Raw genomic sequence first — 25,513 nt, 5'->3', positions numbered from 1 at the left:
CCGCACCACCGTTGAACCCGCACCACCCCGCACCACCGTCGAACCCGCACCACCGCCCGTACGCGCACCGTCGCACGTACGGGCACCACCGCACACCGGTCGCCCCGCACCACCGCACGTCACGCACCTTCGCACCGGCACCTCGCACGTCCCGCACCTCGCACGTCCCGCACCGCCCGCACGGCCACTGCCGTACCGCACGCACGGCAGTTCGCACCGCAGCACGGACACATCTGCACCGCACGTATGGGAGCCGCAATGACGCACCTCCGTACCTCGCGCACCCGAGGAAGCACGCTCGCAGCCGTGCTCGCCCTGGCCGGGGCGTTCCTCCTGCCCGCGAGCCCGGCCGCCGAGGCCGCCCAGGCATCCGCCCCCGCGACGGCGGGCCCGGGACCGTCCGGTGCGCACAGCACCTGGGCCGACACCCCGCACGGCTTCGCCTCGCTGGCCGGAGGCACGACCGGTGGCGCGGGAGGACCGGTCGTCACCGTCACCAACCAGGCCGATCTGGCGAGGTACGCGGGCGCCGACGGGCCGTACGTCATCCGGGTCGCCGGCTCGCTGGCCGTGGAGCCCTTCGGTCACGACGTCGACGTGACCTCCGACAAGACCATCGTCGGCGTCGGGGACACCGCCGAGATCGTCCACGGCGAACTCCACCTCGATCCCGGTACCCACAACGTGATCATCCGCAACCTCACCATCCGCGACAGCTACGTCGAGGGCGACTGGGACGGGAAGACCACGGACTTCGACGCCATCCAGATGGACACCGCCGACCATGTCTGGATCGACCACAACCGCTTCACGCACATGGGCGACGGACTGCTCGACATCCGCAAGGACAGCCGGTACATCACCGTCTCGTACAACCAGTTCGCCCAGCACAACAAGGCGTTCGGGATCGGCTGGACGACGAACGTCAGCACCGAGATCACCGTCGACCACAACTGGTTCACCGGGACCAAACAGCGCAACCCCTCCGCCGACAACTGCGCCTACGCCCACCTCTACAACAACTACGTCTCCGCGCAGGTCGCGGACGGCGACCCGGTGTGGACGTACGGCAACTGGGCGCGCGGCGCGACGAAGATGGTCATCGAGAACAGCTACTTCCGGGACGTCCAGCACCCCTACCAGGCGGACGCCACCGCCCAACTCGTCCAGCGCGGCTCGATCCTGAAGAACACCACGGGCCGCACCGACACCTGGGGCGCCGCCTTCGACCCGCGCGCGTTCTATCCGTACCGCCTGGACCGCGCGGCCGACGTCCCCGGGATCGTCACCCGCGACTCCGGCCCGCAGCGGGACATCGGCACCGACACCGTGCTGCGTGTGCCGGCCGACTACCCCACCGTGCAGGCCGCCGTCGACGCCGTACCGCAGGGCAACGACGGCCGGATCACCGTGCGCCTGGCGCCCGGCACGTACCGGGAACACGTCCGGATCGGCAAGAACCAGCCGTACGTCTCCCTCGTCGGCACCGGCGAGCGGCGCTCCGACACCCTGATCGTCTTCGACACCCCGCAGGGCGAACTCAAGCCGGACGGCACCACCCAGGGCTCCACCGGCAGCGCCACCGTCCTGGTGGAGGGCCACGACTTCACGGCCGAGAATCTCACCTTCTCCAACGACTTCGACGAGGCCGCCGTGGAGATCAGCGGCGAGCAGGCGCTCGCGGTCAAGACCACCGGCGACCGGCTGACCTTCAGGAACACCGCCTTCCTCGGCAACCAGGACACCCTGATGACCGACACCCCGGCACTCACCCAGAAGGCGCGCGTCTACATCACCGGCTCCTACGTCGAGGGCGACGTCGACTTCCTCTACGGCCGTGCCACCACCGTCGTCGAGAAGTCCGTGATCAAGGCGCTCAGCCGCGGATCGGACACCAACAACGGCTACATCACGGCGGCTTCGACCTGGAAGGAGAACCCGTACGGCATCCTGATCACCCGCAGCCGGATCATCAGCGACGCCCCCGCGGACACCTTCCACCTCGGCCGCCCCTGGCACCCGAGCGGCAACCCGGACGCGATCGGCCAGGTGCTGATCCGCGAGACGTCGCTGCCCGCCGCCGTCAAGGCGAGCCCCTGGTCCGACATGAGCGGCTTCCCCTGGCGGGAAGCCCGGTTCAGCGAGTACCGGACCTACGGTCCCGGCGCCGCAGCCACCCCGGACCGCCCCCAGATGTCCCCGGCCGACGCCGCGCTCCACGAGGTGGGCAACTACCTCGCGGGCGAGGACGGCTGGGCACCGCACCGCCGGCGCTGACGCCCCCCACCTGCACGGCGTACACGGCACACCCGTACCCACCCACAGAGAAGAGCCGAACCATGACCATTTCCAAGAAGTCCCGGGGGCGCGCCGCGGCAGCGGTCTCGCTGACCGCCATGCTCGCCCTGACGGCCACCGCGTGCGGTGACGACGGCAGCAGCTCCGGCACCGAGGGCAGCGGCAAGGGCGAGATCACCTTCTGGGACAACAACGGCGGCCCGCGCACCGAGATCTGGACCGAGATCATCAAGGATTTCGAGAAGGAGAACCCGGACATCAAGGTCAAGTACGTCCCGATCCCGATCGCCGACGTGCAGTCCAAGTACGACACCGCCATCGCGGGCGGCGGCCTGCCGGACGTCGGCGGCGTCGGTACGGCCTACCTCGCCAACATCGTCTCGCAGGAGGCGCTGGAGCCGGTCCAGGACCGGATCGAGAAGTCCTCGCTGAAGGGCAAGCTCGTCGAGGGCATGGTCGCGAGCGTCAAGGACGCCGGCGGCCGGGGCGACGACATGTACTCCGTGCCGACCTCCGCGAACAACGGAACCCTCTGGTACAGAACCGACCTGTTCCAGGCCGCCGGTCTGGACGCACCCTCCACCTGGGCGAAGTTCTACGAGGCGGCCGACAAGCTGACCGACTCCAAGAACAACAAGTTCGGCTACACCATCAGAGGCGGGGCGGGCTCCATCGCCCAGGCTCTGGACGCCGCCTACGGCCAGTCGGGCATCACGGATTTCTGGAACGGCGACACCACCACGGTCAACGACCCCAAGAACGTCGCCGCGCTGGAGAAGTACGTCGGCCTCTTCAAGAAGGCGACCCCGTCCGCCGACGTCAACAACGACTTCACCAAGATGGTCGCGCAGTGGGACACCGGCACCATCGGCATGCTGAGCCACAACCTCGGCTCCTACCAGGACCACGTGAAGGCGCTCGGCAACGACAAGTTCGCCGGCATCCCCAACCCGATCGGTGACAGCGGCACCCGCGTCCAGGTCTCCAACCCGGTCGACGGGCTCGGCCTCTTCCGCAGCAGCAAGAACAAGACCGCCGCCTGGAAGTTCATCGAGTTCGCCGCCTCCCACACCTCCAACAGCAAGTGGAACGAGTCGGCCGGCGCCATCCCCGCCAACACCGACGCGGCGCAGGACTCCTGGATCACCGCCTCCGAGCCGACCGCGCTCGCGGCCAAGGCTCTCACCGACGGTTCCACCAAGATCGTGAACCTGCCCTACTACCTGCCCGACTGGAACAACATCTCCAAGGCCGACAACGAGCCCGAGTTCCAGAAGCTGCTGCTCGGCAAGATCTCCGCGAAGGACTTCCTGGACAAGATCGCCGGCGAGCTGAACGCGGCGCAGAAGGAGTGGAAGGAGCTGGGCAACGGCTGACCGGCCGGACACCCCCGCTCCGCACGCACCACGACCCACCCCGATGAACGGGAGCCGGCAGCGGCCCGCAACGCCCCGCCGCCGGCCCCCCTCCACCCCCGCACGCCCCGAGAGGCAGGAACCCCGTGTCACTCACCCGCAGACGGACGGCGGCCGCGCTCGCGGCCCTGCCCCTCGCTCTTGCCGCACTGCCGGCCGAGGCGCGGGGACGGGAACCACGCCCCCGTCCTCGTACCGTGCACATCGCCGGTGACTCGACGGCCGCGCAGAAGTACTCCGACGCGGCCCCCGAGACCGGCTGGGGCATGGCCCTGCCCTTCTTCCTCGGGCAGGGGCTCCGTGTCGCCAACCACGCGATGAACGGCCGGAGTTCCAAGAGCTTCGTCGACGAGGGCCTGCTCGCCGCACTGCTCCCCGAAGTACGCCCTGGCGACTTCCTGTTCATCCAGTTCGGCCACAACGACGAGAAGACCACCGACCCGCTCCGCGGCACCGACCCCTGGACCACCTACCAGGACCACCTGCGCCTCTTCGTCACCGAGGCCCGCGCCCGGCATGCCCGGCCCGTCCTGCTCACCCCGGTCGAGCGTCGCCGTTTCGCCGAGGACGGCACCGCCAAGGCCAGCCACGGGGAGTACCCGGCGGCGATGCGCGCCCTCGCCGCCGAGGAGCGGGTCCCGCTGATCGACACCCAGGCGCTCACCCTCGCCCGCTGGCAGGAACTGGGACCCGAGGCCACCCAGGACTACTTCAACTGGCTGGCGCCCGGCACGTCGCCGAACTACCCGGACGGCGTGCAGGACAACACGCACTTCCAGCCGCGCGGCGCCGTCGACGTCGCCCGGACCACCGCCCGCGCCCTGCTGGACGCCCGGGTGCTCGCCCCCGGCGACGTGCGCCGGCTCGACGCCCTCGTCCCGGCCGGGTGGATCACCTGGCCGCCACCGTCCGAGCCGCAACCCTGACTTCCGCCCCACCGGAACCCGCACCACCGATCACCGCGCACCACCGGTCGATCACCGCGCACCACCGGTCGATCACGGCGTACCGCCGGTCGATCACCGCGTACCACCCGTGCGGAGCCCGCCCCCTGCCGGGCTCCGTCGTCCCTCCTCCCGACGAACCGAAGGAATCCCATGCCCGCACGCATGCGTCACGTCCGTGCCATCACCGTGGTGATGGGCTGCGCCTCCCTGGCCCTCGCGGTGTCGCTGCCCGCCCAGGCCGCCTCCCGGCCGCACTCGAAGGGGATCGAGCGCGCCGTTCTGCCCGCCCACGACGGCTGGGCCTCCGCGGACGGCTCGACCACCGGCGGTTCGGCGGCCACCCGCGACCACATCTACACGGTCACCAACCGCGCGGAGCTGATCGCCGCGTTCGAGGACGCCGGTGACGCCCCCAAGATCGTCAAGATCGCCGGGACCGTCCACGGCAACTCCGACGTGAACGGCACCCCCATCGGCTGCGAGGACTACTACACCGACGGTTACACCCTGGACAAGTACCTCGCCGCCTACGACCCGGCCGTCTGGGGCACCGACGCCGTTCCCAGCGGCCCGCTGGAGGACGCCCGCGCCGCCTCCGCCGCACTCCAGGCGGCGGCCGTCAACGTCAACGTCCCCTCGAACACCACCCTGATCGGCGTCGGCGACGACGCCACCGTCATCGGGGCCAGCCTCCAGATCAAGGGCGTCTCGAACGTCATCGTCCGCAACCTGAGCTTCGAGGACACCTACGACTGCTTCCCGCAGTGGGACCCGACCGACACCGACACCGGGGCCTGGAACTCGGAGTACGACAACCTCGTGGTCTACGGCTCCGACCACGTCTGGGTCGACCACAACACCTTCAGCGACGGCGACCGCCCCGACTCGGCCCAGCCGCACTATTTCGGCACGGTCTACCAGCAGCACGACGGGCTCTTCGACATCGTGCGCGGCGCCGACCTGGTCACCGTCTCGTGGAACGTCCTCAAGGACCACGACAAGACGATGCTCATCGGCAACAGCGACAGCGCGGGCGCGACCGACCGGGGCAAGCTCCGGGTGACCCTGCACCACAACCTCTTCCAGAACCTGAAGGAGCGCGCCCCGCGCGTCCGCTTCGGCCAGGTCGACTCGTACAACAACCACTTCGTGTCCACGGCCGGCAGCCCGTACGGCTACTCCTACGGCATCGGCATCGAGTCCCAGCTCGTCGCCGAGCACAACGCGTTCACGCTCTCGGCGGACCACGACCCGGCGCTCATCCTGAAGAAGTGGAAGGAGTCCCCGCTGACGGCCGGCGACAACTACGTCAACGGGAAGAAGACCGACCTGATCGCCGTGCACAACGCGGGTGTCCCGGCCGAGCAGCTCGCCTCGGGCGCCGGCTGGACCCCGGTCCTGCGGACCAAGGTCGACTCGCCGCGTGCCGTCCCGGCGATCGTGGACCGTGAGGCCGGAGCCGGCGGCCACTGCTGACCCCGTCCGCCCGGGGCCGCCGCCTGCCGGCCGGCCCGGGCGGACCTCCACCGGCGGGAGAGCGTGCGGACTGTGCGGGTCCGCGCCCTCTCCCGCTCCGCCGTTCCGCGGGCGTTCCGGCCGAGCGTGGCGCCCGTACGCGTGCCGGTGCCGGTGCCGGTGTCCGTGCCCGGTCAGCCGGCGGGCGGGAAGACCCCGCCGCTCGCCGACACACCGGTGTCGAAGGCGCTGTGCACGGTGAAGTCGTCGCGGCTCGTGTCCCGCCGGCCCTGCGCGTGGTCGTACTGGCCCGCGAAGGTGAGGGTGGCCGCCGGGACCGTGCGGCCCGGCAGCAGCGTCCAGCGGAACACCAGGAAACCGCCCTCCTCGTCCACGGAGGTCGCGTAGTCCTCCGTGTGCCCCGAGGTCCAGTGACCGGTGTCGTCCACACCGGCGGTCAGCGCGATCCGCAGCTCCACCGTGAGGGCGGAGAGCGGCCGGGCCGCCGTCACCAGCACATTGCTCTGCGTCCAGTACTCGTTTCCGCCGGCGTCCACCACCCCGCGCGTGGACACCGGACCGTTGGAGGGGGGGAGTTGGCCGCCGCGCTCCCCGGAGAGGGCGGGCGCCGTCCCCGTACGGGTCGGCGAGGCCGCCACGGGCCGGCCGGACCTGCCGTCGCGGCCCGTCCACGCGACGCCGAGCGAGACCACCACGAGCACCCCGCACACCGCCGCCGTCGCCGCAGCGATCCGCAGCCTCGGCATCGGGGCGCGCGGCGGGCGCGGCACCCGTCCGGGCGGCGGGTCCTGCTCCATCCCGCGCTCGATCCGGGCCCACATCCGTTCGCGGTCCGGGCGGTGTTCCAGTGCCGCACCGCGGAGGCGCTCCCGCAGCTCTTCGTCCATCAGTGCCTTCCTCCGCCGGGCTGCCCCGCCACGGCCACCCGCGCCGGGGCCGGTCCCGCCCCGGGGCCCAGCAGTCGCTGCAACTCCGCCAAGCCGCGGGAGGTCTGGCTCTTCACCGTACCGACCGAGATCCCGAGGACCAACGAGGTGTCCCGCTCGGACAGGTCGAACGCATGCCGCAGCACGACGCAGGCCCGTTTCCTGAACGGCAGCCTACGCAGGGCCTCCTGGACGTCCACCACGGTGGTCACGTCGGGATCCTCCACGGCGAACCCGTCGCCGCCCCCGGAGCGCGGCGCCCAGAACAGGGCGATCCTGCGACGCTCGCGCACCGCGCCGCGAATCCGGGTACGGGCGAGGTTGGTGACGACTCCGCGGGCGTACGCGACGGGGTGATCCGCCTCCCTCATCCGGTCCCAACGGTGCCAGAGGGCCATCATGGCGTCAGCGGCCAGATCATCGGCCGCATCCGCCTCGCCTGTCAACAAGTGGGCGAGACGCGCCAGTTCGGCGTAGTGCGCCTCGAAGAACTGATGGAACTCGGCGGCAGCGGCAGCGTCGACCACAGTGCCCACGGGTACCTCTCCCTGCTCTCGATCCCTGTACGCGAACCGCGCCGGCTGTGTACGTTCCCTCAGCGGCACCCAGGGGTGCGAGCGGTGCGAGAGCGTATCAGCGCGCTCCGGACGCGCTGCGAACCGGGTGTCACTCCAAGTAAGGCGTAACACGGCGAAAACCTGAACCCCCCTTCCAGGAGGGAACATTCAGTCACTCGCCCCGCAGACCTCTCCATGACCACCCACTCTCCGAGGAGCGCCATGCCTGAAGCACCACAAGCACCACAAGCCCCCGAAGAGCCGCAGGCACCGCAGGCACCGGGGAAGCCGGGGGCGCCGGACGCCGCACCGTCCGGCACCGGCGGGAACGCGCTGGACCGTTGGTTCGCCATCACCGCGCGCGGATCGAGCCTCGGCCGCGAGATACGCGGCGGCTTCGCGACCTTCTTCACGATGGCCTACATCCTGGTCCTCAACCCGATCATCCTCGGCTCGGCCGAGGACAAGTTCGGCGCCCACCTCTCCACGCCCCAACTCGTCACCGTCACCGCGCTGGTGGCCGCCGTGATGACCGCGATCATGGGGCTCGGCGGCAACCTCCCGCTCGCCATCGCCGCGGGCCTCGGCCTCAACGCGGTCGTCGCGTTCCAGATCGCCCCGCTGATGAGCTGGCCCGACGCGATGGGCCTGGTCGTCCTCGAAGGGCTCATCATCTGCGTCCTGGTCGTCACCGGGCTGCGCGAGGCCGTGATGCGGGCGATCCCGCCCGCCCTCAAGCAGGCCATCAGCGTCGGCATCGGGCTCTTCATCGCCTTCATCGGGTTCGTCGACGCCGGGTTCGTCACCCGCATCCCCGGCGAGACCGGCTCGACCCCCGTGCAGCTCGGGTCGACCGGACACCTCACCGGCTGGCCGGTGCTGGTCTTCTGCGTCGGTGTGCTGCTCACCGTCGCCCTGATGGTCCGCAAGGTGAAGGGCGCGATCCTCATCAGCATCGTGGTCAGCACCGTGCTGGCGATCGTCGTCAACGAGATCGCCGACATCGCGCCGGCCGCCTGGGGCCTGACCGTCCCCTCGGTCCCCGACGACCTCGTCGCGGCCCCCGACTTCGGGCTCGTCGGCTCCTTCAGCCTCTTCGGCGCTTTCCAGCAGGTCGGCGTGGTCACCATCGTCCTGCTGATCTTCACCCTGATCCTCAGCGACTTCTTCGACACCATGGGCACGGTCGTCGGCGTCTCCCAGGAGGCCGGGCTGCTCGACGAGAACGGTGACGTCCCGAACATCGGCCGCGTCCTGCTGATCGACGGAGCGGCCGCCGCCGTGGGCGGAGCAGCCTCCGCCTCTTCCAACACCGCCTACATCGAGTCCGCGGCGGGCGTCGGCGAGGGCGCCCGTACCGGCTTCGCCTCCCTGGTCACCGGCGCCCTCTTCGCCGTCGCACTCTTCCTCACCCCGCTGGCCACCGTCGTCCCGGCCCAGGCCGCGGCGCCCGCGCTCATCGCGGTCGGCTTCCTGCTGATGTCGCAGGTCCGCCACATCGAGTGGGAGAGCTACGAGATCGCCATCCCGGCGTTCCTGACGATCGCCGTCATGCCGTTCACGTACTCGATCACCAACGGCATCGGCGCGGGCTTCCTCGCCTACGTCGTGATCAAGGCCGCGCTCGGCAAGGCGCGGGAGGTCCACTGGCTGCTCTGGGCCACCTCGGCCCTGTTCCTGGTGTACTTCGCGATCGACCCGATCGAGCAGCTGCTCGGCGTCAAGTGACCATCGGGCGTACCGCCGGCTGAAGCGTGGGCGGGTGTCCGGGGAGCGGCATCGGGCCCCGGACGCCCGACCCCGCCGCCGGTCATGCCGGTGAAGTCGGATATGGTGCCCGCTCCGAACGCCCGTCCACGGGCGCCGCCTTCCGTGCCCCGAAGCCGCGTTCCGACCGCGTCGGGCACGGCTGCGGCCGGAAGCACCGATCCGAATGGGGTGGGGGATTGTCCAGACACCGGTTGTCCAAGAAGGGCCGCTACATCGCCTGGGGGACTGCGGCGGCGGTCGCCGTCGTGGGGTCCGGGATCGTGGCCCAGACGTCGATGGCCGCCACCGCGTGGCCCGCGCAGAAGACCTTCACGGGGCAGGCCTTCGACACCTGCACCGCGCCGTCGCTCGCCGCGATGAAGGCGTGGAAGGCCGACAAGTTCTACGGCGGAGCCGCCGTCTACATCGGCGGCAAGAACCGGGGCTGCGCGCAGCCCAACCTGACCTCGTCGTGGGTGAAGTCGGTCAACTCGACCGGCTGGAAGCTCATCCCGATCTACGTGGGTGCCCAGCCGCCCTGTCAGAAGAGCGCGAGCCCGGAGAAGCTGACCGCCGCCACGGCGACCTCGCTCGGGGTCAAGGACGGCAACGACGCGGTGGCCAAGGCCGCGGCGCTCGGGATGAAGGCCGGCAGCCCGATCTACCTCGACGTCGAGCCGTACACGATCACGGACAAGGCCTGCAACGACGCGGTGCTGGCGTACACGCGCTCGTTCACCAAGACCCTGCGCGCCAAGACCTACCGGGCCGGGTTCTACGGCTTCAGCAGCTCCAGCGCCAAGGCCGTCGCCACGGCGACGAACAAGACCGACCTGCCGGGCAACCTCTGGTACGCGCTCTGGGACGGCAAGTCCACCACCACGACCGACTGGCCGTGGGCCAAGACGCTGTACACCGACCACAGCCGCGGCCACCAGTACCAGGTCAACAGCAAGGAGAAGCGCGGCGGTTACACCCTCACCGTCGACCGCGACGCCTGGGACGCCCCGGTCGCCATCGTTGGCTGACCCGTGTGCCCCCTGTGACCCGTCGAACGGGCCGGCCTCCCCTCTCCGGGGAGCCGGCCCGTTCGCGCGGGGTCCTGCGGCCTCACCCCGCGAGCGCCGCCTCCATCATCTTCCTGGCGACCGGCGCCGCCAGACCGTTGCCGCTGACCTCGGAACGAGCCGCCCCCGAGTCCTCCACGACCACGGCGACCGCCACCTCCTTGCCGGAGGAGTCGTCCTTGGCGTACGAGGTGAACCAGGCGTACGGGGTGTTCTCGTTGCCCACGCCGTTCTGGGCCGTCCCCGTCTTGCCGCCCACCTCGGCGCCGTCGATCCGCGCGTTGGTGCCCGTACCGTCCTCGACCACCGTCACCATCGCGCTGCGCAACTGGGCGGCGGTCGACTCCGACACCACCCGCTCGGTGTCGCCGTCCGCGTACTCCTGGAGCGCCGACCCCTCGGAGTCCGTCACCGAGGAGACCATGTGCGGCGCGGCCAGCTCGCCGCCGTTGGCGAGGGCCGCGGAGACCATCGCCATCTGCATCGGGGTGGCCGTCACCTCGAACTGGCCGATGCCGGTGAGCGCGGTCTGCGCGCTGTCCATCTTCTCCGGGTACACGCTCGCCGAGGCGCGCACCGGCACGTCGAGCTTCTCGGTGTTGAACCCGAACTTCTCCGCCATCGCCCGCAGCTTCTCCTGACCGAGGTCGGACGCCACCTTGGCGAAGACGTTGTTGCAGGAGTACTGGAGCGCCGTGCGCAGGGTGGCGTTCTCGCAGGGGGCCGAGGCGCTCTCGTTCTTCAGTACCGTCGTGGTGCCCGGCAGGGTGAAGGGATCGGGGCTGTCCGTGGCCTGGTCCACGGAGTCGTAGAGGCCGTTCTCCAGCGCCGCCGAGGCCACCACCAGCTTGAACGTCGAACCCGGCGCCAGCGGCTGCCGCAGGGCACGGTTGACCAGCGCCTTGTCGGGGTCGTCCAGCAGCTTCTGCCAGGCATCCCCATCCGTCGTCCCGCTGATCGTCGACGGGTCGTACGAGGGGGTGGAGACCATGCCGAGGATGCGGCCGGTCTTCGGGTCCATCGCGACCGCCGCGCCCTTGTCGTCGCCGAGCGCCTCGTAGGCGGCCTTCTGCACGTCCGGGTCGATCGTGGTCAGCACGTCGCCCGGGGCCGCCTGCTTGCCGGTGACGACGTCGGCCGGGTTCTTCAGCCGGTCGTCGGTGCCGTCGAGCACCGAGCCGTAGATGCCCTCCAGCTGGGTGGAGCCGTACGCCTGCGAGCCGTATCCGGTGACGGCGGCGTAGAGCTCTCCGTCCGTGTAGGTGCGCTTGTACGCGAGATCTCCGCTCTCCGTCCTCTGCGATCCGGTGACCGGGGAGCCGGCCACGATGATGTCACCGAGCGGCTGCGCGTACTGCGCGATGGTGTTCCGCCGGTTGTTGTCGTTGTCCGCGAGTGCCTTCGCGTCGTACACCTGCACCCAGGTCGCCCGCACCAGCAGCGCGAGGACCAGGAGCAGACAGAAGACCGAGGCACGCCTGATCGTTTTGTTCATCCCGACGGGGGACGAACGGTGGGGCGGCGGATGTTCCCGGTTGTGCCGCTTCTCACCGATTTCTCAGGCGGCCCCGGTCACCCTTTGGGTGTTTCGTCCTTTTCCGGTGTGACGCTCAGAGCCGGCGGGTCGCCAGCGTCAGGCGGTCGCGGGCGTCGAAGAGGGCGTCCTTCACCGTCTGCTCGTGGGCGGGGGTGAGCCGGGCGACCGGCACCGAGCAGCTGATCGCGTCGCGCGAGGGCGTCCGGTACGGGATCGCCACGCCGAAACAGCGCAGCCCCAGCGTGTTCTCCTCGCGGTCCACCGCGTACCCCTGCTCGCGGATGGTGTGCAGCTCCTCGATGAGCCGCTCGCGGTCGGTCAGGGTGTGCTCGGTCAGCGCGGGCAGCGTCTCGGGCAGCAGCTTGCGCACCTGCTCGTCGCTGTAGGTGGCCAGCAGCGCCTTGCCCAGCGAGGTGGAGTGGGCGGGCAGCCGGCGGCCGACGCGGGTGAAGGGGCGCAGGTAGTGCTGGGACTGCCGGGTGGCGAGGTAGACCACGTTGGTGCCGTCGAGCCGGGCCAGGTGGATGGTCTCCGTGGTGTCGTCGGAGAGCCGGTCGAGCGTGGGCCGGGCGGCGGCCACCACCTCGTCGCCGTCGATGTACGAGGTGCCGACCAGCAGCGCGCGCACCCCGATGCCGTACCGGGTGCCGGTGGCGTCGGTCTCCACCCAGCCGAGCTCCACCAGGGTGCGCAGCAGCATGTAGAGGCTGGACTTGGGGTAGCCCACCGCCTCCTGCACGGCGGCGAGGGAGTGCATCCCGGGGCGCCCCGCGAAGTATTCGAGGAGCTCCACCGTCCGTACCGCGGACTTGACCTGCGCCCCACCAGACTCGGCAGCCGACATCGCCCTCGCCCCTTCCTGCCTTCGTCGAAGTCCCATGACTTCGCCGTGACTTCTTGCCCGTGACTTCTTGCTGTGGCTTCTTGCCGTGACTTGTTGCCGTGACTTCTTGCCAACGTGGAACGCCCGGAAATAGAGTTCCAGGACATTCACGATGAGGAACGCTGTTCAGAATACCGAACAACTTCCTGGCGTGTGGCAGAGAGTACGGAAGGGAAAACGGTGGCAGCAGCACCAGTCTGGAGCGTCGACCCCCGCACCGGGAACCCGCGCGAGCAGGTTGCGGTGGAGGCTACAGCGGAGGAGGTCGACCGCGTGGTGCGGGCGGCGCACGCCGTCCGTGACGCCCTCGCCGACCGCACCGTGCGTGCCGCCTTCCTGCGCACCGCGGCCGATCTGCTCGCCGGGGCCCAGGAGTCCGTCGTGGCGACCGCCGACGCCGAGACCGCGCTCGGCGCGCCCCGGCTGACCGGCGAACTCGCGCGCACGGCGGCTCAGTTGAGGGCCTTCGCCGAGGTCGTCGAGGAGGGTGCCTTCCTCGACATCCACATCGACCACGAGGACGCCGGCCGCACCCCGCCCTGGCCCGACCTGCGCCGCTGGAAGATCCCGCTCGGCGTCGTCGCCGTCTACGCGGCCAGCAACTTCCCGCTCGCCTTCTCCGTCCCCGGCGGCGACACCGCGAGCGCCCTGGCCGCGGGCTGCCCGGTCGTCGTCAAGTCCCACCCCGACCACCCGGCCACCTCCGAGCTGACCGCCTCCCTGCTCCGCCGCGCCGCCGCCACTCACGGGCTGCCCGAGGAGATCGTCGGGCTGGTGCACGGCTTCGAGGCGGGCGTCGAACTGGTCCGCCACCCGCTGATCTCCGCCGCCGGCTTCACCGGCTCGATCCGCGGTGGACGCGCCCTCTTCGACGCGGCCGCCGCCCGCCCCGCCCCCATCCCGTTCCACGGCGAACTCGGCTCCCTCAACCCCGTCGTGATCACGGAGGCCGCCGCCGCCGAGCGCGGCGAGCAGATCGGCGCCGGACTCGGCGGCTCGATGACCATGAGCGCCGGACAGTTCTGCACCAAGCCCGGACTCGTCCTGGTCCCGGCGGGCGAGAGCGGCGACGGACTGGTGAAGACCCTCACCGCGACCGTCGGCGACACCGCCCCCGCCGTCATGCTCGACCACCGGATGCGGGACGCCTTCATCGCCGGAGTGCGCGAACGGGCCGCCCTCCCCGAGGTCGAGGCGCCCGTCACCCCGGGCGACGGCGGCGAACACGCCGTCGCCTCCGGCTTCCTCACCGTCCCCGCCGCCCGGCTCGCCGAGGACGGCCCGCACCAGGCGCTCCTGGAGGAGTGCTTCGGCCCGGTCACCGTCGTCGCCCGGTACGCCTCCGAGGACGAGATCGCCGGCGTGCTCGGCCGCCTCCCCGGCAACCTCACCGCCACCCTGCACATCTCCGGCGAGGAAGAGGCCGGCGGCGCCGCCGGCCTCCTCGCCTCCCTCACCCCGCTCGCCGGACGCGTACTCGTCAACGGCTGGCCCACCGGCGTCGCCGTCGCCCCGGCCCAGCACCACGGCGGCCCGTACCCGTCGACCACCTCCACCTCGACCTCGGTCGGCGCCACCGCCATCGAGCGCTGGCTGCGCCCGGTGACGTACCAGTCGACCCCCGAGGGTCTCCTCCCGCCCGAACTCCACGACGACAACCCGCTGGGCCTGCCCCGCCGGGTGAACGGATGACGACCATGACCGTGCGACTTCCCGAACTCCCCTTCGAGCTGGAGCCGTTCGGCCCCGAGGGCAAGTGGTCCTACGAGGACGGCGTACTGACCGGTCGCGCGGGCGCCCAACAGGACCGCTTCGTACCGCCCGGCGGAGACTCCCTCGAATCGACCAGCGACGCACCCCGCCTCCTCGGCACCCCGCCGCCCGGTGACTTCCAGCTGCTCGCCCGGGTCAAGGCCGGCTTTGCCGGTGCCTACGACGCGGGCGTCCTCTACCTCCACGTCGGGGAGCAGGACTGGGCGAAGATTTGCCTGGAACTCTCGCCCGCAGTCCCCACCATCTGCACGGTGGTCACCCGGGGCGTCTCCGACGACGTCAACTCCTTCACCGTGGACGGCGACACCTTCTGGCTGCGGCTCAGCCGCAACGGCGGCGCCTTCGCCTTCCACGCCTCGCCGGACGGCGTCACCTGGACCTTCGTCCGGGTCTTCGCCCTCGGCGACCCGGAGGCCACGGCGTCCGCGTCGGTCGGCTTCCTCGTCCAGGCACCCGTGGGCGACGGCTGCGAGGTCACCTTCGACCGGATCGCCTTCCGCGCGGAGGGCGTCGCCGACCTGCGCGACGGCAGCTGACCCACCGCGCGCCGTCGCCCGCCCCTGCCGGTACTCCGGTCCTCCGTCCGTCGCCTCCGTCCGGCGGACAGGGGGCCGGTCCCGTTCCTGAACGGGCCCGACCGGAGGGGTTGTTGAGCGTCGGGGCGGCCCGGCGAAAAGCGGTGGCGGGCCCAGCCCGAATGGACGATCATGCGGCGCATGAGCGACCAGCCCGAACGATGGACCCAGGCCACCGTCTACCCCGACATGTGGGCCGATCCGGACGACGACCCCCGCGACAACGGGGAGAACAGTCCCGAGGGTGAACTGCCCACTCTGCAGGACTACCTGAAGGACTACCGCCTGACCCTTCTGATGAAGTGCGAGGGGCTCACCCCCGAGCAGCTGGCCCGCCGCAGTGTCCCGCCGTCGTCGATGTCCCTGCTCGGCCTCGTACGCCACCTCGCCGAGGTGGAGCGCGACTGGCGCAACTGGATCAGCGACGGCGAACCCCTGTCCAAGCTCTACGGCGCGCGCGACGGCGACTTCGACGGAGCCCTCGCCGAACAGGCCCTGGTGGACGGCGCGTACGCGGACCTCGCCCGCGAACAGGCCGCCACCGACGCCGCGTTGGCCGGCCATCTTGACCTCGGTGAGCGCCTCGGCGAGGACGGCATCGCCGTCCGGGAACTGCTGGTCCACCGGATCGAGGAGTACGCCCGTCACTGCGGCCACGCCGACCTGCTGCGCGAGTGCGTCGACGGGAGGGTCGGGCAGTGACGTGTGGGCCGTGTCCGACCCCGGGCGATGCTTGATTCTTCGCGGTGCCTGCCCACGGTCGGTGCCTGCCCATGGTCGGTGGCTCCTGGTCGGTGCCTGCCCCTGGTCGGTGGCCGACCCGCCGCCGGCCACGTCGCCGGACGCGCCTCGGAGCCGTACGACGTCTTCAGGCGTCTTCAAGCGTCTCCAGGTGTCTTCAGGCGTCTTCAGGCGTTTTCAGGTGTCTTCAGGCGTCTTCAGGCGTCTTCAGGCGTCTTCAGGCGTCTTTCGCTCAGCGGTCCACCGCCGGCAGCCGCCCGAGACCCGTCTCCCGCAGCACCCGCCCGACCGTCTCCGCGAGGGCGCTCGAAGCGCCGATCACGGTCTCCGTACCGCCGGGCAGCAGATCGAGCGGGCGGTACCAGGACCGCAGGTCGTCCGCCCCGACCACCTCGGCGATCGGCTTGGTGGCGTGCCGCAGCAGCGTCTCCTCGAACGGCACGTCGAGGTAGTAGCCGTACGTCGGGCCGCGGTGGTCCGCGCGCAGCCGGGCCAGCATGGAGCCGTAGTGGTCGGCGTAGAGGATGCCTTCCAGGACGACGTGGAACCCGGCGTCGAGGGCGTACCGGGTGACCGCGTCGATCAGCCCGATGTTCGCCGCCCCGGGCCGGTCGCGCTCCCGCAGTACCGTCCGGCGCAGATTGTCCTGCCCCACCAGGGCCACCCCCCGCCCGAACCGCTCCCGCACCCCGGCCGCGACGGCCGACTTCCCGGAGGCGGAGTTCCCGCGCAGCACGACGAGACGGGTCTGGGCGGTACCGGTTCTCATCCACCGGACCCTACGGGCGGGGCCGTCCGGACACACGGTGGTACGCGGCGCCCTGCGCGCCCCCGGGCCACGCCGGTACGCGCCCGCGCGGAACCGGCCCCGTGCGCCCCCGCGTCCCCTCCGTCATGTCCCTCCTGATCCGCACCGCCACGTCCGCCGACCTGGACGCGATAGTCCGCCTGCACACCGAGGCGCGGTCCACCTACTACAGGGGGCACCTCGCGCCCGACGCGTACGCGGGTCCCGAGGAGGTCGGCCGGTCCGCCGCCGGCTGGGCCCGTGCCGTGGACGCGGAGCACGCCACCGTGCTCTGCGCGGAACGTGACGGTGTCCTGGTGGGAGTCGCCTGCCACGCCGTACGCGACGGCGGCACCACCCTCACCCAGCTGCACGTGGCCCCCTCGCAGTGGCGTACGGGCGTGGGCACCGCGCTCCACCGTGCCTGCGCCGACGCTTGGCGGCGAACCGGGGTCCGCACCGCGCGGCTGGAGGTGTTCGCCCCCAACACCCGAGCCCAGGCCTTCTACGCCCGCCACGGCTGGACCGCCGACCCGCACACCCCGCGCGTCGGCAGCCACCTCGTACTGCGACTCGTTCTCGGCGACGGCTGAAATTACCGCCCCGGGCTCAGACCCCAGGTGCCGGGTGCGGGCGCAGGACCATGAGCGAGTCCTCCAGCGCCGCCACCATGGCGAAGGGGAAGCGGTCGAGTTCGAGGCAGAGCTCCACATCGTCGGGGTGGACTCCCTCGCGCACCCCTTCCCTCAGCTCGGTGGCGGCGAGCGACTCGTCCCCGCGGCGGAGGAACCCGGCAGCGTCCGTCCCGGCCCCGGCGGCCCGCCCCGCGATGTACTGCGCGCACGCCAGATCCTCGTCGGCCTTACCGCCCTCGCCGGTGACCACGAACGTGACCCTGTCGGTCCCGCTGATCCGCAGGACCTCGGCCGTCGCCTCCGCCACCACGAAGCTCGCGCACAGCACCAGCGGAGCGTCCTTCACCGCGAGAGCGCCGACCGTGCCCGCCGTGGTCTTCTGCACCACCGTCCGTCCGCCGAGGTCGACCGAGCGCAGCAGGCCCGGCGAGTTGACGGCGTCGAACCCGGGCGCGGGCGGGCCGTCCTTCAGCGCCACCCACTCCGGGTGGCGGGCCTTGAGCGCCAGGGATTCCTCCAGAGACCCGGAGAGCACGATCTTCTCCGCTCCCCGGGCGAAGGCCCACGCTGCCACCGTGAAGGCACGCATCACGTCGACCACGACCGCCACGGGCGGGGTGTCCGTCAGATCATCGATTCCGAGGAATGAGCTGTCCATGCCGGTCATGATCGTGGGAGCCCGGGTCCTGTTGCCCGGAAAGTGGTGCGCATCACACGCGGGACGAGAGACGAGGATCCGGAAGGCCGCCCACCGGGCCGACGCGGTGCCCGAAGGGAATCCGGGCGGGAGCGTCGGTGTTGTTCCGCCTGGTGCGGAGAGTTCTCCGCGCGCCACCGAGCCCGTCATGGGAGAGCTGGAGACAAGTAGGACATGCGCGTCGAGATCTGGTCGGACATCGCCTGCCCCTGGTGCTACATCGGGAAGGCCCGCTTCGAGAAGGGGCTGGCGGGGTTCGCCCACCGCGATCAGGTCGAGGTGGTGCACCGCTCCTTCGAGCTGGACCCGGGACGCGCCAAGGGCGACATCGAGCTGGTCGTCGACATGCTCGCGCAGAAGTACGGCCGCACCCGCGAGGAGGTCGTCGCGATGGAGGGCAACGTCGCCGCGAACGCGCAGGCCGAGGGGCTCGGGTACCGCAGCGAGGGCCGCGACCACGGCAGCACCTTCGACATCCACCGGCTGCTCCACCTGGCCAAGGCGCGCGGGCTCCAGGACGAGCTGCTGACCCTCGCCTACCGGGCCAACTTCGCCGAGGAGCGCTCCGTCTACGACGACGCGGTGCTGGTCGAGCTGGCCGTCGAGGCCGGTCTCGACGAGGCCGAAGCCCGTGCGGTGCTCGCCGACCCGACCGCGTACGCCGACGACGTACGCACCGACGAGCGCGAGGCGTCCGAACTCGGCGCCAACGCCGTCCCGTTCTTCGTCCTCGACCGGCGGTACGGCATCTCCGGCGGCCAGCCCTCCGAGGTGTTCGCCCAGGCGCTGGAGCAGGCGTGGAAGGACCGCGAGGTGACCGCGCTCACTCCGCTCGGCGACGACGCGGCCGCCTGCGACGCCGACGGCGCCTGCGAGGTCCCGCAGCCGGGCGTGGCCACCGCCTGACGGCCCGCCGCATCGGGCGAGCCGGGGCCGGACGCGGCTCGCACTTCCCTCCGCTCACCGGACCCGGCCGGTCGGCGGAGGGGATGCGTGCTCCCTGCCGCACGGTGGATCGGCCGGAATCGGTGAAGGTCCCGGCCGGCTCCCGCCGAGTCCCGTTGGCCGACGCTCCCTTCGTGGAACATTACGGTTCGCGGACGCCGTTGACGTCCGTGTCGTCGCACCGAGACGCGTCAGGGTCCCGTAGTCAAAGGTGCGAACCTGCCGCCGCCCCCTCTGCCGTGTGCAGGGTCGATGGTCTGTCAGAGGTTCGAGTGGCTCAGGGCTCTTGATCGCCCACTATGGCAACGGCGAACGCCCGATGTACCGACATGAAGAGGGCGAGCGGTACTGATGAACCGGAAACATCTGGTCCTGCCTCTCGTGCTGGTGGTCGCCGCGGCCTGCGTGGCCGCCGCAAGCTGTGGCCCAGCCGGATGAAGGACATGCGCGCGAGCCGACTCTGTCTGGGCATGCTCACGGAGAAGACCGCGGGCCTTCTGGACGACGGCAAGGGAGGCGGGCTTACCGCCGACGAGTACGACGCGAGCAGATCCGGGGCGAAGTCCTCGGACCCGCTCTTCCGGACCACCTGCTTCGTGAACCGTCACGACGAGAAGTCCGCGTCGGACCGCACCCAGTACACCCTCGACGTGCGGCCGGTCGACACCCCCGACGACCCGGCCAAGGACGCCACCCCGGTCGGAGGCGGGCTTTCCGGCTGGATCGGGCCGCGCCAGAGCGAAGTCCAGCTCCCCGACTCCTGCACCGGCCCCCTGCGCACGGCCGCCCCCCACGTCAGGGTGACCCTGAAGATCGCTCCGGGCGTCGTGGCCAGGGAGGACTGGGACACGGCGGCCCTCATCGCCAAGAGCCGCACCATCATCACGGAGGGCATCGACAGCCTCACCGAACAGTACGACTGCCGGACGTGACCCGAGCGCGGCAGAGGCACGGGCCGGCCCGAAGCGACCCGTCCGCCCCGAGCGGTTCGCCCGGCCGACCGCCGCCCCGGCGAGCCGCGCCCACGCCTCATTGACGCGGTGGGGCCGGCGTTCCAGGGTGGACGCATGGAGACCACGCCGCTGAGCGAGACCACCCGACCGAGCGAGACCACCGGACCGGGCGGGGCCACCGGACCGGGCGAGACCACCGGACCGGGCGGGGCCACCTCGTTGGAACGCGCCGCGGCCGCCGAGTTCGCTCCCACCACCACCTACCTCAACACCGCTTTCGCGGGCCTGCTGCCCCGGCGCACCGTCGCCGCCGTCACCGAGCTGGCCCGGGCCAACGCCGAGGGAGGGCCCGTGGGGACCGGGGACTTCGAGGTGGTGGACGGTGCGCGGGCCGGGTTCGCCCGGCTGGCCGGAGTCGCAGCCGACCGGGTCGCCGTCGGGACCTCGGTCGCGGTGCACGTCGGGCTGATCGCGGCCTCACTGCCCGCCTACGCCGAAGTGCTCTGTCCGGAGGGCGAGTTCAGCTCGGTGGTCGCCCCCTTCGCGCACCGGAGGGATCTGCGGGTGTCGTACGCCCCGCTCGCGGAGCTGGCCGGGGCGGTGCGGCCCACCACCGCACTGGTCGCCCTCTCCGCCGTGCAGTCCTCGGACGGCCGGGTCGCCGATCTCGCCGCCGTACGGGCCGCCGCCGGTGCGTACGGGGCCCGGGTGCTGCTGGACACGACGCAGTCGGCGGGCTGGCTGGCCGTGGACGCCGGACAGTTCGACTACACGGTGACCGGCGGCTTCAAGTTCCTGCTCTGCCCGCGCGGCGCCTCGTTCCTCACGGTGACCGAGGAGGCTCAGGAGTCGCTGAAGCCGATCTACGTGGGGTGGGTCGCGGCCGAGGACACGGAGAACGGCACCTACGGCCCGATCGACCGACTCGCGCTCTCCGCGCGGCGGTTCGACTCGGCGCCCGCCTTCCTCTCCTACTACGGGGCCGAGCGTTCGCTCGCCCTGCTGGCGGAGATCGGGGCCGACGCGCTGTACGCGCACGCCACCGGGCTCGCCGCCCGCTTCCGCGAGGGGCTGGCGCGCCTCGGGCACTCCACCGTGCCGGGGGAGTCGGCGATCGTCGCCGCCCCCGGACTCGGCAAGCGCCAGGCGGAGTTGAGCCGGGCCGGTGTCAGCGTCTCCGACCGCGCGGGCAATCTGCGGGCCGCCTTCCACCTCTACAACACCGAGGCGGACGTGGACCGGGCGCTCGACGTGCTCGGCCGGCGGTGAGCACCGGCCAGGGCGCCCCTACGCCGACTCCCGCCGCACCAGCTCGGTGGGGAGGATCACCGCCGCCGGGTCCTCGCCGCCGATCTGGGCCAGCAGTACCCGGACCATCTCGGCGCTGATCCGGTCCCAGGGCTGGCGGATCGTGGTCAGCGCCGGGCGGGAGTCCAGCGCGGCCGGGGAGTCGTCGAAGCCGCCGACCGCGATGTCCTCGGGCACTCGCCGCCCGGCCCGCTCCAGCGAGGTCAGCACGCCCTGCGCCATCAGGTCGGAGGCGACGAAGACCGCGTCCAGGCCGGGGGCGCGCTCCAGCAGCAGGGTCCCCGCGGCCTCCCCGCCGGCCCGGCTGTAGTCGCCCGGGACGACCAGGTCCTCGTCGACCGGCAGACCGCACTCGGCCAGCATCTCGCGGTACCCGGCCAGCCGCTCCACGCCGCCCGGGGTGTCCAGGGGGCCGCTGACCGTACCGATCCGCCGGCGCCCCGACTCGTAGAGGTAGCGCACCATGTCCCGGGCACCGTCCCGGTCGTCGGCCGCGACATAGCTGACCTTCGAGCCCTGCCCGAGGGGCTTGCCGCAGGTCACCACCGGTACGCCTGCCTCGTGGAGCTGGGCGACCACCGGGTCTCCGGAGTGGCTGGAGACCAGCAGGACGCCGTCCACGTGGCCGGCGATGTACCGCATGTTCCGGCGCCGCTCGGCCTCCGTACCCGCGATCATCAGCAGCAGCGGTACGTCGTGCGCGGCCAGCGCGCTCGTGCAACCCCGCAGCAGCACATTGAAGTTGGGGTCCTCGAAGAACCGCTCCTGGGGTTCCGTCAGCAGGAACGCCACCGAGTCGGAGCGGCCGGTGATCAGTGAGCGGGCGTGCCGGTTGACCGTGTAACCGGTCTTGCGGATCGCCGAGTTGACCGCTTCGAGGGCGGCCGGGCTGACGTTGTGGCCGCCGTTCAGCACCCGGGAGACGGTTCCGCGCGACACCCCCGCCTCGCGGGCCACGTCGTGGATCGTCGGCGGCCGGCGGCGTCCCCTTCCGGGCTGCCCGGAGAGCGGGGGAGGTTCAGTGCGGCTCATGGTGCGTGTTCTCTCGTCATCGGGATCGAAGCCCCCCGGGACAGCCTCGGGGAGCCATGGTCAGGACTTTACGGCGCCCGAGAGCAGGTCGAGACTCCAGAACCGCTGGACGACCAGGAAGAGCGCGATCAGGGGCAGGATCGCCAGCAGCGCACCGGTGATCACCAGCGTATAGAGGGCCGGCGTGTTCGCGCCCTGCTGGAGCAGGGTGAAGAGCCCGAGGGTGACCGGGAACTTCTCGTCGTCGCTCAGCATGATGTAGGGCAGCAGGAAGTTGTTCCAGACCGCGACGAACTGGAACAGGAACACCGTCACCAGCCCCGGCAGCATCATCGGCAGCGCGATGGTGCGGAAGATCCGCCACTCGCCGCCGCCGTCCATCCGGCCCGCCTCGATCACGTCGGGCGGCACGGCGGCCGTCGCGTAGATCCGGGCGAGGTAGACGCCGTACGGGGAGAGGATCACGGGCAGCAGCACCGAGAGGTACGAGTCCGTGAGGTCGGCCTTCGCGAGCAGCAGGTACTGCGGGACCGCCAGGATCACCGGCGGCATCAGCACCCCGGCGAGCAGGATGTTGAAGATCGACTCCCGGCCCCGGAAACGGTAGACGGCCAGGGCGTACCCGGAGACCGCCGACACCGCCGTGGAGAGCAGGGCCCCCACCCCGGCGTACAGGGCCGAGTTGCCCATCCACTTCCAATAGACGCCGTCCCGGTACGCGGAGAGGTCGGCGACGTTGTCGGTGAACCCCGAACCGGGCAGGAAGGTGAAGGTCGAGAAGAGCTCGCTGCCCGACTTGGTCGACGCCACCACCACCCAGAGCACCGGCAGCAGGCAGTAGACGGCGCCCAGCAGCAGTGCCGCCGTGGGTATCGCGGCGAAGCGGCGCGGGGCACGGGCGGCCCGGGAAGCCGGGGCCGGAATCGGGAGGGTCTGCGTACTCATCGTGCATCACCCTGCTTGGTACGGGAGTTGGCGGCCCGGAGGAAGCCGAAGGAGAGGGCGAGGGTGACCGCGGCGATGATGACCGCCTGGGCCGCCGCCGCGTAGATGTCGTTGTTGACGAAGGCGTCCTGATAGACCTTCATCAGCGGACTCCAGGTGGTGGAGAGGGAGTTGGTGAGCGGCTTGAGCGTGGTGGGCTCGCTGAACACCTGGAGGGTGGCGATGATGGAGAAGAAGAACGTCAGCACCAGCGAGGGCGCCACCATCGGGATCTTGATCCGCAGGGCGGTCTGCCACTGCGAACAGCCGTCCAGCCGGGCCGCCTCGAAGACCTCGGCGGGGATCGCCCGCAGCGCGGTGTAGATGACGATCATGTTGAAGCCGGTGCCGCCCCAGACCGCGATGTTGGCGAGCGAGGCATAGAGCGGCCCGCCGTCCAGCAGGTCCGGCTGCGGCAGCCCGAGGTGGTCCAGCACCCAGAAGAACGGGCTGACGTCGGGCAGGTAGAGGAACCCCCACATCATCGCGGACACCACCCCCGGGATGGCGTACGGCAGGAAGATCGCCAGCCGGGTGAAACCGCGCAGCCGGACCCGCTCGGTGTCCAGCAGCAGCGCGAACAGCAGCGCGAGGCCCAGCATCACGGGCACCACGATCAGCCCGTACCCCAGGATGCGCAGCGCGCCGTGCAGCAGCTCGGAGTCGGAGAGGGCGTCCGTGTAGTTGGCGAGGCCGGCCCAGACCTCGTCGCGGGCACCCTTGCCGAGGCCGAGGCCCTTGACCTCGGTGCGGCGGAAGCTGAGGTAGAACGCGTAACCGATGGGCAGGGCGAAGAAGAGCAGGAAGAGCAGGGTGGCGGGGATCAGGAAGGCGTACGGGGCGCTCTTGACCCCGTACGACCCACTGCGGCGTGCGCGTGTCACTCGGAGACTCCGAAGCCCTGCTTCTTCAGGTCGGCGACCGTGGCGTCCTGCATCCCGGTCAGCGCCGTACCGAAGTCCGACTTGTCCTTGGCGGCCTTGGCGAACCCGTCCTTGAAGGCGGTGTACGCCACGTTGACGTTCGGGCCCCAGGCGGCGGGCGCGGTGCCCTTCGCGATCGCGGCGGCCTTGGTGTAGAAGTCGGGCTGGTTGGAGAAGTACGCCGGTGCCTGGGCGAGCGCGCCCCCGGTCTGCGCGGCGGTCGCGGCGGGGTAGATGCCCGACTCCTTCACCAGCGCGGCGAGCGCGGCCGGGTCGGTGTTCAGCCACTTCGCGAACTTCGCCGCCGCGCCCTTGTTCTTCGAGTCGTTGGTGACGGCGGTGGAGGAGCCGCCCCAGCTGCCGGTGACGTTCTCGCCCGCCGTCCACTGGGGGAGCGGGGCCATGGCCCACTTGCCCGCCGTGTCGGGCGCGGCCGTGGTCAGGGTGCCGGGAGCCCAGACCGCGCTGACCCAGGCGATCTGCTTGCCGGTGTCGAGCGCCTTGTTCCAGGCCGGGGTGTACATCGGCTGGTTGTCGATCGCCCCCTCCTTCACCAGGCCGCCCCAGAAGTCGGCCACCTTCTGCGTGGCCGCGTCGTCGATCGCGACCTTCCAGGATTCGCCGGAGGCCGTCCACCACTTCGCGCCGGCCTGCTGGGCGAGGCCCGCGAAGAGCCCGGAGTCGTTCGAGGAGAACGTCGTCAGGTCGGTGTCCGGCGACTTCTTCTTCAGCGCGCGGGCCGTCTCGGCGAACTCGTCCCAGGTGGTCGGGACGGTCAGCCCGTACTTCTCGAACAGGTCCTGGCGGTAGTAGAACATCAGCGGGCCCGAGTCCTGCGGCAGCGCGTACAGGGCGTCCGTCCCCAGCGTCGCCTGCTGCCATATCCCGTCCGCGAAGGCGCTCTTGGCGTCGCCCGCCTCCTTCGAGATGTCCGCGAGGACGTCGTTGGAGACCAGCGTCGGCAGCGCCTGGTACTCCGCCTGCACCAGGTCGGGGGCCTTGTGCGCCTTGGCCGCAGTGATGATCTTGGTGACCAGGTCGTCGCCCGACGCCTGCTTCTTCACCGTGACGGTGATGCCCTCCTTCTTGCCTTCGCCCTTGTTCCAGATGTCCGCGACCTTGTCGAGGCCGGGCGCCCAGGACCAGTAGGTGAGCTGGGCGGGACCGGCGGCGGCGGGCGCGTCGCCCTTCCCGTCGTCCGACGAACCGCAGCCGGTGAGGAGGGCGGAGGCGGCGAGGACGACGGCCGTGGACAACGCGACGTTGCGGTGCTTCATGGTTTTCCCCTGACGAGAACCGAGGGTG

The 25,513-nt window shown here is 71.1% G+C and carries 23 protein-coding genes; 13 read left to right on the top strand and 10 right to left on the bottom strand.

Annotation, left to right across the window (positions count from 1 at the left end; translation table 11 throughout):
* Positions 1 to 258: 258 nt before the first annotated feature.
* The 4 genes from OHA55_RS04735 (at position 259) to OHA55_RS04720 (ending at position 6,136) form a co-directional block, all read left to right on the top strand.
* Positions 259 to 2,277: a pectinesterase family protein gene (locus tag OHA55_RS04735; RefSeq protein ID WP_266703073.1), complete on the top strand. Its 2,019-nt coding sequence runs from the start codon at positions 259 to 261 to the stop codon at positions 2,275 to 2,277.
* Positions 2,278 to 2,339: 62 nt separating this feature from the next.
* A complete protein-coding gene (locus OHA55_RS04730; RefSeq protein WP_266703071.1) occupies positions 2,340 to 3,674 on the top strand; it encodes a sugar ABC transporter substrate-binding protein in 1,335 nt (444 codons plus the stop codon).
* A gap of 125 nt (positions 3,675 to 3,799) precedes the next feature.
* Complete coding sequence (locus tag OHA55_RS04725; protein ID WP_266703069.1) at positions 3,800 to 4,639, top strand: rhamnogalacturonan acetylesterase; 840 nt, start codon at positions 3,800 to 3,802, stop codon at positions 4,637 to 4,639.
* 171 nt (positions 4,640 to 4,810) lie between these two features.
* Positions 4,811 to 6,136, top strand: coding sequence for a polysaccharide lyase family 1 protein (locus OHA55_RS04720; protein WP_266703067.1), 1,326 nt, complete (start codon positions 4,811 to 4,813; stop codon positions 6,134 to 6,136).
* A gap of 173 nt (positions 6,137 to 6,309) precedes the next feature.
* Here OHA55_RS04720 and OHA55_RS04715 read toward each other — a convergent pair whose 3' ends face one another.
* On the bottom strand, positions 6,310 to 7,023 hold the full coding sequence (locus tag OHA55_RS04715) for a hypothetical protein (protein ID WP_266703065.1): 714 nt from the start codon (positions 7,021 to 7,023) through the stop codon (positions 6,310 to 6,312).
* Complete coding sequence (locus OHA55_RS04710) at positions 7,023 to 7,598, bottom strand: SigE family RNA polymerase sigma factor (RefSeq protein WP_266703063.1); 576 nt, start codon at positions 7,596 to 7,598, stop codon at positions 7,023 to 7,025. Before OHA55_RS04710 ends, OHA55_RS04715 begins: the two co-directional genes overlap by 1 nt.
* A gap of 243 nt (positions 7,599 to 7,841) precedes the next feature.
* Here OHA55_RS04710 and OHA55_RS04705 point away from each other — a divergent pair, with 243 nt between their 5' ends.
* Positions 7,842 to 9,347, top strand: a complete 1,506-nt coding sequence (locus OHA55_RS04705) for an NCS2 family permease (protein WP_266703061.1) — start codon at positions 7,842 to 7,844, stop codon at positions 9,345 to 9,347.
* Between the two features lie 218 nt (positions 9,348 to 9,565).
* Positions 9,566 to 10,396: a glycoside hydrolase domain-containing protein gene (locus OHA55_RS04700; RefSeq protein ID WP_266703059.1), complete on the top strand. Its 831-nt coding sequence runs from the start codon at positions 9,566 to 9,568 to the stop codon at positions 10,394 to 10,396.
* Between the two features lie 82 nt (positions 10,397 to 10,478).
* Here the strand turns inward: OHA55_RS04700 and OHA55_RS04695 are convergent, their stop codons facing one another.
* Both OHA55_RS04695 and OHA55_RS04690 read right to left on the bottom strand, forming a co-directional pair.
* The gene (locus OHA55_RS04695) at positions 10,479 to 11,930 is read right to left on the bottom strand and encodes a penicillin-binding protein 2 (RefSeq protein WP_266703057.1); all 1,452 of its coding nucleotides are present in this window, start codon (positions 11,928 to 11,930) and stop codon (positions 10,479 to 10,481) included.
* 115 nt (positions 11,931 to 12,045) lie between these two features.
* Positions 12,046 to 12,816, bottom strand: a complete 771-nt coding sequence (locus OHA55_RS04690; protein ID WP_266703055.1) for an IclR family transcriptional regulator — start codon at positions 12,814 to 12,816, stop codon at positions 12,046 to 12,048.
* A 219-nt stretch (positions 12,817 to 13,035) separates the two neighbouring features.
* Here OHA55_RS04690 and OHA55_RS04685 point away from each other — a divergent pair, with 219 nt between their 5' ends.
* The 3 genes from OHA55_RS04685 to OHA55_RS04675 all read left to right on the top strand — a co-directional run bounded on the left by OHA55_RS04685 (position 13,036) and on the right by OHA55_RS04675 (position 15,905).
* The gene (locus OHA55_RS04685) at positions 13,036 to 14,547 is read left to right on the top strand and encodes an aldehyde dehydrogenase (NADP(+)) (protein WP_266703053.1); all 1,512 of its coding nucleotides are present in this window, start codon (positions 13,036 to 13,038) and stop codon (positions 14,545 to 14,547) included.
* Positions 14,548 to 14,552: 5 nt separating this feature from the next.
* The gene (locus OHA55_RS04680; protein ID WP_266710419.1) at positions 14,553 to 15,164 is read left to right on the top strand and encodes a DUF1349 domain-containing protein; all 612 of its coding nucleotides are present in this window, start codon (positions 14,553 to 14,555) and stop codon (positions 15,162 to 15,164) included.
* A 171-nt stretch (positions 15,165 to 15,335) separates the two neighbouring features.
* Positions 15,336 to 15,905: a DinB family protein gene (locus OHA55_RS04675; protein ID WP_266703051.1), complete on the top strand. Its 570-nt coding sequence runs from the start codon at positions 15,336 to 15,338 to the stop codon at positions 15,903 to 15,905.
* A 271-nt stretch (positions 15,906 to 16,176) separates the two neighbouring features.
* Here the strand turns inward: OHA55_RS04675 and OHA55_RS04670 are convergent, their stop codons facing one another.
* Positions 16,177 to 16,713 carry a kinase gene (locus OHA55_RS04670; protein WP_266703049.1) on the bottom strand — a complete coding sequence of 179 codons (537 nt, stop codon included), beginning with the start codon at positions 16,711 to 16,713 and terminating at the stop codon, positions 16,177 to 16,179.
* A gap of 125 nt (positions 16,714 to 16,838) precedes the next feature.
* Between OHA55_RS04670 and OHA55_RS04665 the strand changes: the two genes are divergently transcribed.
* Positions 16,839 to 17,324: a GNAT family N-acetyltransferase gene (locus OHA55_RS04665; protein WP_323180367.1), complete on the top strand. Its 486-nt coding sequence runs from the start codon at positions 16,839 to 16,841 to the stop codon at positions 17,322 to 17,324.
* Positions 17,325 to 17,340: 16 nt separating this feature from the next.
* Here the strand turns inward: OHA55_RS04665 and OHA55_RS04660 are convergent, their stop codons facing one another.
* A complete protein-coding gene (locus OHA55_RS04660) occupies positions 17,341 to 18,024 on the bottom strand; it encodes a 2-phosphosulfolactate phosphatase (protein WP_266703047.1) in 684 nt (227 codons plus the stop codon).
* 213 nt (positions 18,025 to 18,237) lie between these two features.
* Here OHA55_RS04660 and OHA55_RS04655 point away from each other — a divergent pair, with 213 nt between their 5' ends.
* The 3 genes from OHA55_RS04655 (at position 18,238) to OHA55_RS04645 (ending at position 21,230) form a co-directional block, all read left to right on the top strand.
* Positions 18,238 to 18,969, top strand: coding sequence for a DsbA family oxidoreductase (locus OHA55_RS04655; RefSeq protein WP_266703045.1), 732 nt, complete (start codon positions 18,238 to 18,240; stop codon positions 18,967 to 18,969).
* Positions 18,970 to 19,451: 482 nt separating this feature from the next.
* Entirely contained in the window at positions 19,452 to 19,940 is a 489-nt protein-coding gene (locus tag OHA55_RS04650) for a hypothetical protein (RefSeq protein ID WP_266703043.1), read from the top strand.
* Between the two features lie 135 nt (positions 19,941 to 20,075).
* Positions 20,076 to 21,230 (top strand): aminotransferase class V-fold PLP-dependent enzyme, encoded by a 1,155-nt coding sequence (locus OHA55_RS04645; protein ID WP_266703041.1) that lies wholly within the window; start codon positions 20,076 to 20,078, stop codon positions 21,228 to 21,230.
* An 18-nt stretch (positions 21,231 to 21,248) separates the two neighbouring features.
* On the opposite strand, the gene OHA55_RS04640 is transcribed toward OHA55_RS04645, so the two are convergent.
* Genes OHA55_RS04640 through OHA55_RS04625 form a run of 4 tightly spaced genes read right to left on the bottom strand, consistent with a single transcriptional unit; the run spans position 21,249 to position 25,485 of the window.
* A complete protein-coding gene (locus tag OHA55_RS04640) occupies positions 21,249 to 22,301 on the bottom strand; it encodes a LacI family DNA-binding transcriptional regulator (RefSeq protein ID WP_266703039.1) in 1,053 nt (350 codons plus the stop codon).
* A 60-nt stretch (positions 22,302 to 22,361) separates the two neighbouring features.
* Positions 22,362 to 23,246 (bottom strand): carbohydrate ABC transporter permease, encoded by an 885-nt coding sequence (locus OHA55_RS04635; protein ID WP_266703037.1) that lies wholly within the window; start codon positions 23,244 to 23,246, stop codon positions 22,362 to 22,364.
* Positions 23,243 to 24,169, bottom strand: coding sequence for a carbohydrate ABC transporter permease (locus OHA55_RS04630; RefSeq protein WP_266703035.1), 927 nt, complete (start codon positions 24,167 to 24,169; stop codon positions 23,243 to 23,245). The genes OHA55_RS04635 and OHA55_RS04630 overlap by 4 nt, the downstream gene beginning before the upstream one ends.
* Positions 24,166 to 25,485, bottom strand: a complete 1,320-nt coding sequence (locus tag OHA55_RS04625) for an ABC transporter substrate-binding protein (RefSeq protein WP_266703033.1) — start codon at positions 25,483 to 25,485, stop codon at positions 24,166 to 24,168. Before OHA55_RS04625 ends, OHA55_RS04630 begins: the two co-directional genes overlap by 4 nt.
* Positions 25,486 to 25,513 lie beyond the last annotated feature (28 nt).

Origin of the sequence: Streptomyces sp. NBC_00102, from assembly GCF_026343115.1 — a bacterium.
In the GTDB taxonomy this organism is placed as follows: Bacteria; Actinomycetota; Actinomycetes; order Streptomycetales; family Streptomycetaceae; genus Streptomyces.
Note: the sequence above shows the minus strand (reverse complement) of the source record. Positions and strands in the feature narration are given on the sequence as shown.

Coding starts and splice junctions, on each gene's coding strand:
- OHA55_RS04735 (WP_266703073.1), top strand. CDS start 259: ATGACGCACCTCCGTACCTCGCGCACCCGAGGAAGCACGCTCGCAGCC.
- OHA55_RS04730 (WP_266703071.1), top strand. CDS start 2,340: ATGACCATTTCCAAGAAGTCCCGGGGGCGCGCCGCGGCAGCGGTCTCG.
- OHA55_RS04720 (WP_266703067.1), top strand. CDS start 4,811: ATGCCCGCACGCATGCGTCACGTCCGTGCCATCACCGTGGTGATGGGC.
- OHA55_RS04715 (WP_266703065.1), bottom strand. CDS start 7,023: ATGGACGAAGAGCTGCGGGAGCGCCTCCGCGGTGCGGCACTGGAACAC.
- OHA55_RS04705 (WP_266703061.1), top strand. CDS start 7,842: ATGCCTGAAGCACCACAAGCACCACAAGCCCCCGAAGAGCCGCAGGCA.
- OHA55_RS04695 (WP_266703057.1), bottom strand. CDS start 11,930: ATGAACAAAACGATCAGGCGTGCCTCGGTCTTCTGTCTGCTCCTGGTC.
- OHA55_RS04690 (WP_266703055.1), bottom strand. CDS start 12,816: ATGTCGGCTGCCGAGTCTGGTGGGGCGCAGGTCAAGTCCGCGGTACGG.
- OHA55_RS04680 (WP_266710419.1), top strand. CDS start 14,553: ATGACCGTGCGACTTCCCGAACTCCCCTTCGAGCTGGAGCCGTTCGGC.
- OHA55_RS04675 (WP_266703051.1), top strand. CDS start 15,336: ATGCGGCGCATGAGCGACCAGCCCGAACGATGGACCCAGGCCACCGTC.
- OHA55_RS04670 (WP_266703049.1), bottom strand. CDS start 16,713: ATGAGAACCGGTACCGCCCAGACCCGTCTCGTCGTGCTGCGCGGGAAC.
- OHA55_RS04665 (WP_323180367.1), top strand. CDS start 16,839: ATGTCCCTCCTGATCCGCACCGCCACGTCCGCCGACCTGGACGCGATA.
- OHA55_RS04660 (WP_266703047.1), bottom strand. CDS start 18,024: ATGGACAGCTCATTCCTCGGAATCGATGATCTGACGGACACCCCGCCC.
- OHA55_RS04655 (WP_266703045.1), top strand. CDS start 18,238: ATGCGCGTCGAGATCTGGTCGGACATCGCCTGCCCCTGGTGCTACATC.
- OHA55_RS04650 (WP_266703043.1), top strand. CDS start 19,452: ATGCGCGCGAGCCGACTCTGTCTGGGCATGCTCACGGAGAAGACCGCG.
- OHA55_RS04645 (WP_266703041.1), top strand. CDS start 20,076: ATGGAGACCACGCCGCTGAGCGAGACCACCCGACCGAGCGAGACCACC.
- OHA55_RS04640 (WP_266703039.1), bottom strand. CDS start 22,301: ATGAGCCGCACTGAACCTCCCCCGCTCTCCGGGCAGCCCGGAAGGGGA.
- OHA55_RS04635 (WP_266703037.1), bottom strand. CDS start 23,246: ATGAGTACGCAGACCCTCCCGATTCCGGCCCCGGCTTCCCGGGCCGCC.
- OHA55_RS04625 (WP_266703033.1), bottom strand. CDS start 25,485: ATGAAGCACCGCAACGTCGCGTTGTCCACGGCCGTCGTCCTCGCCGCC.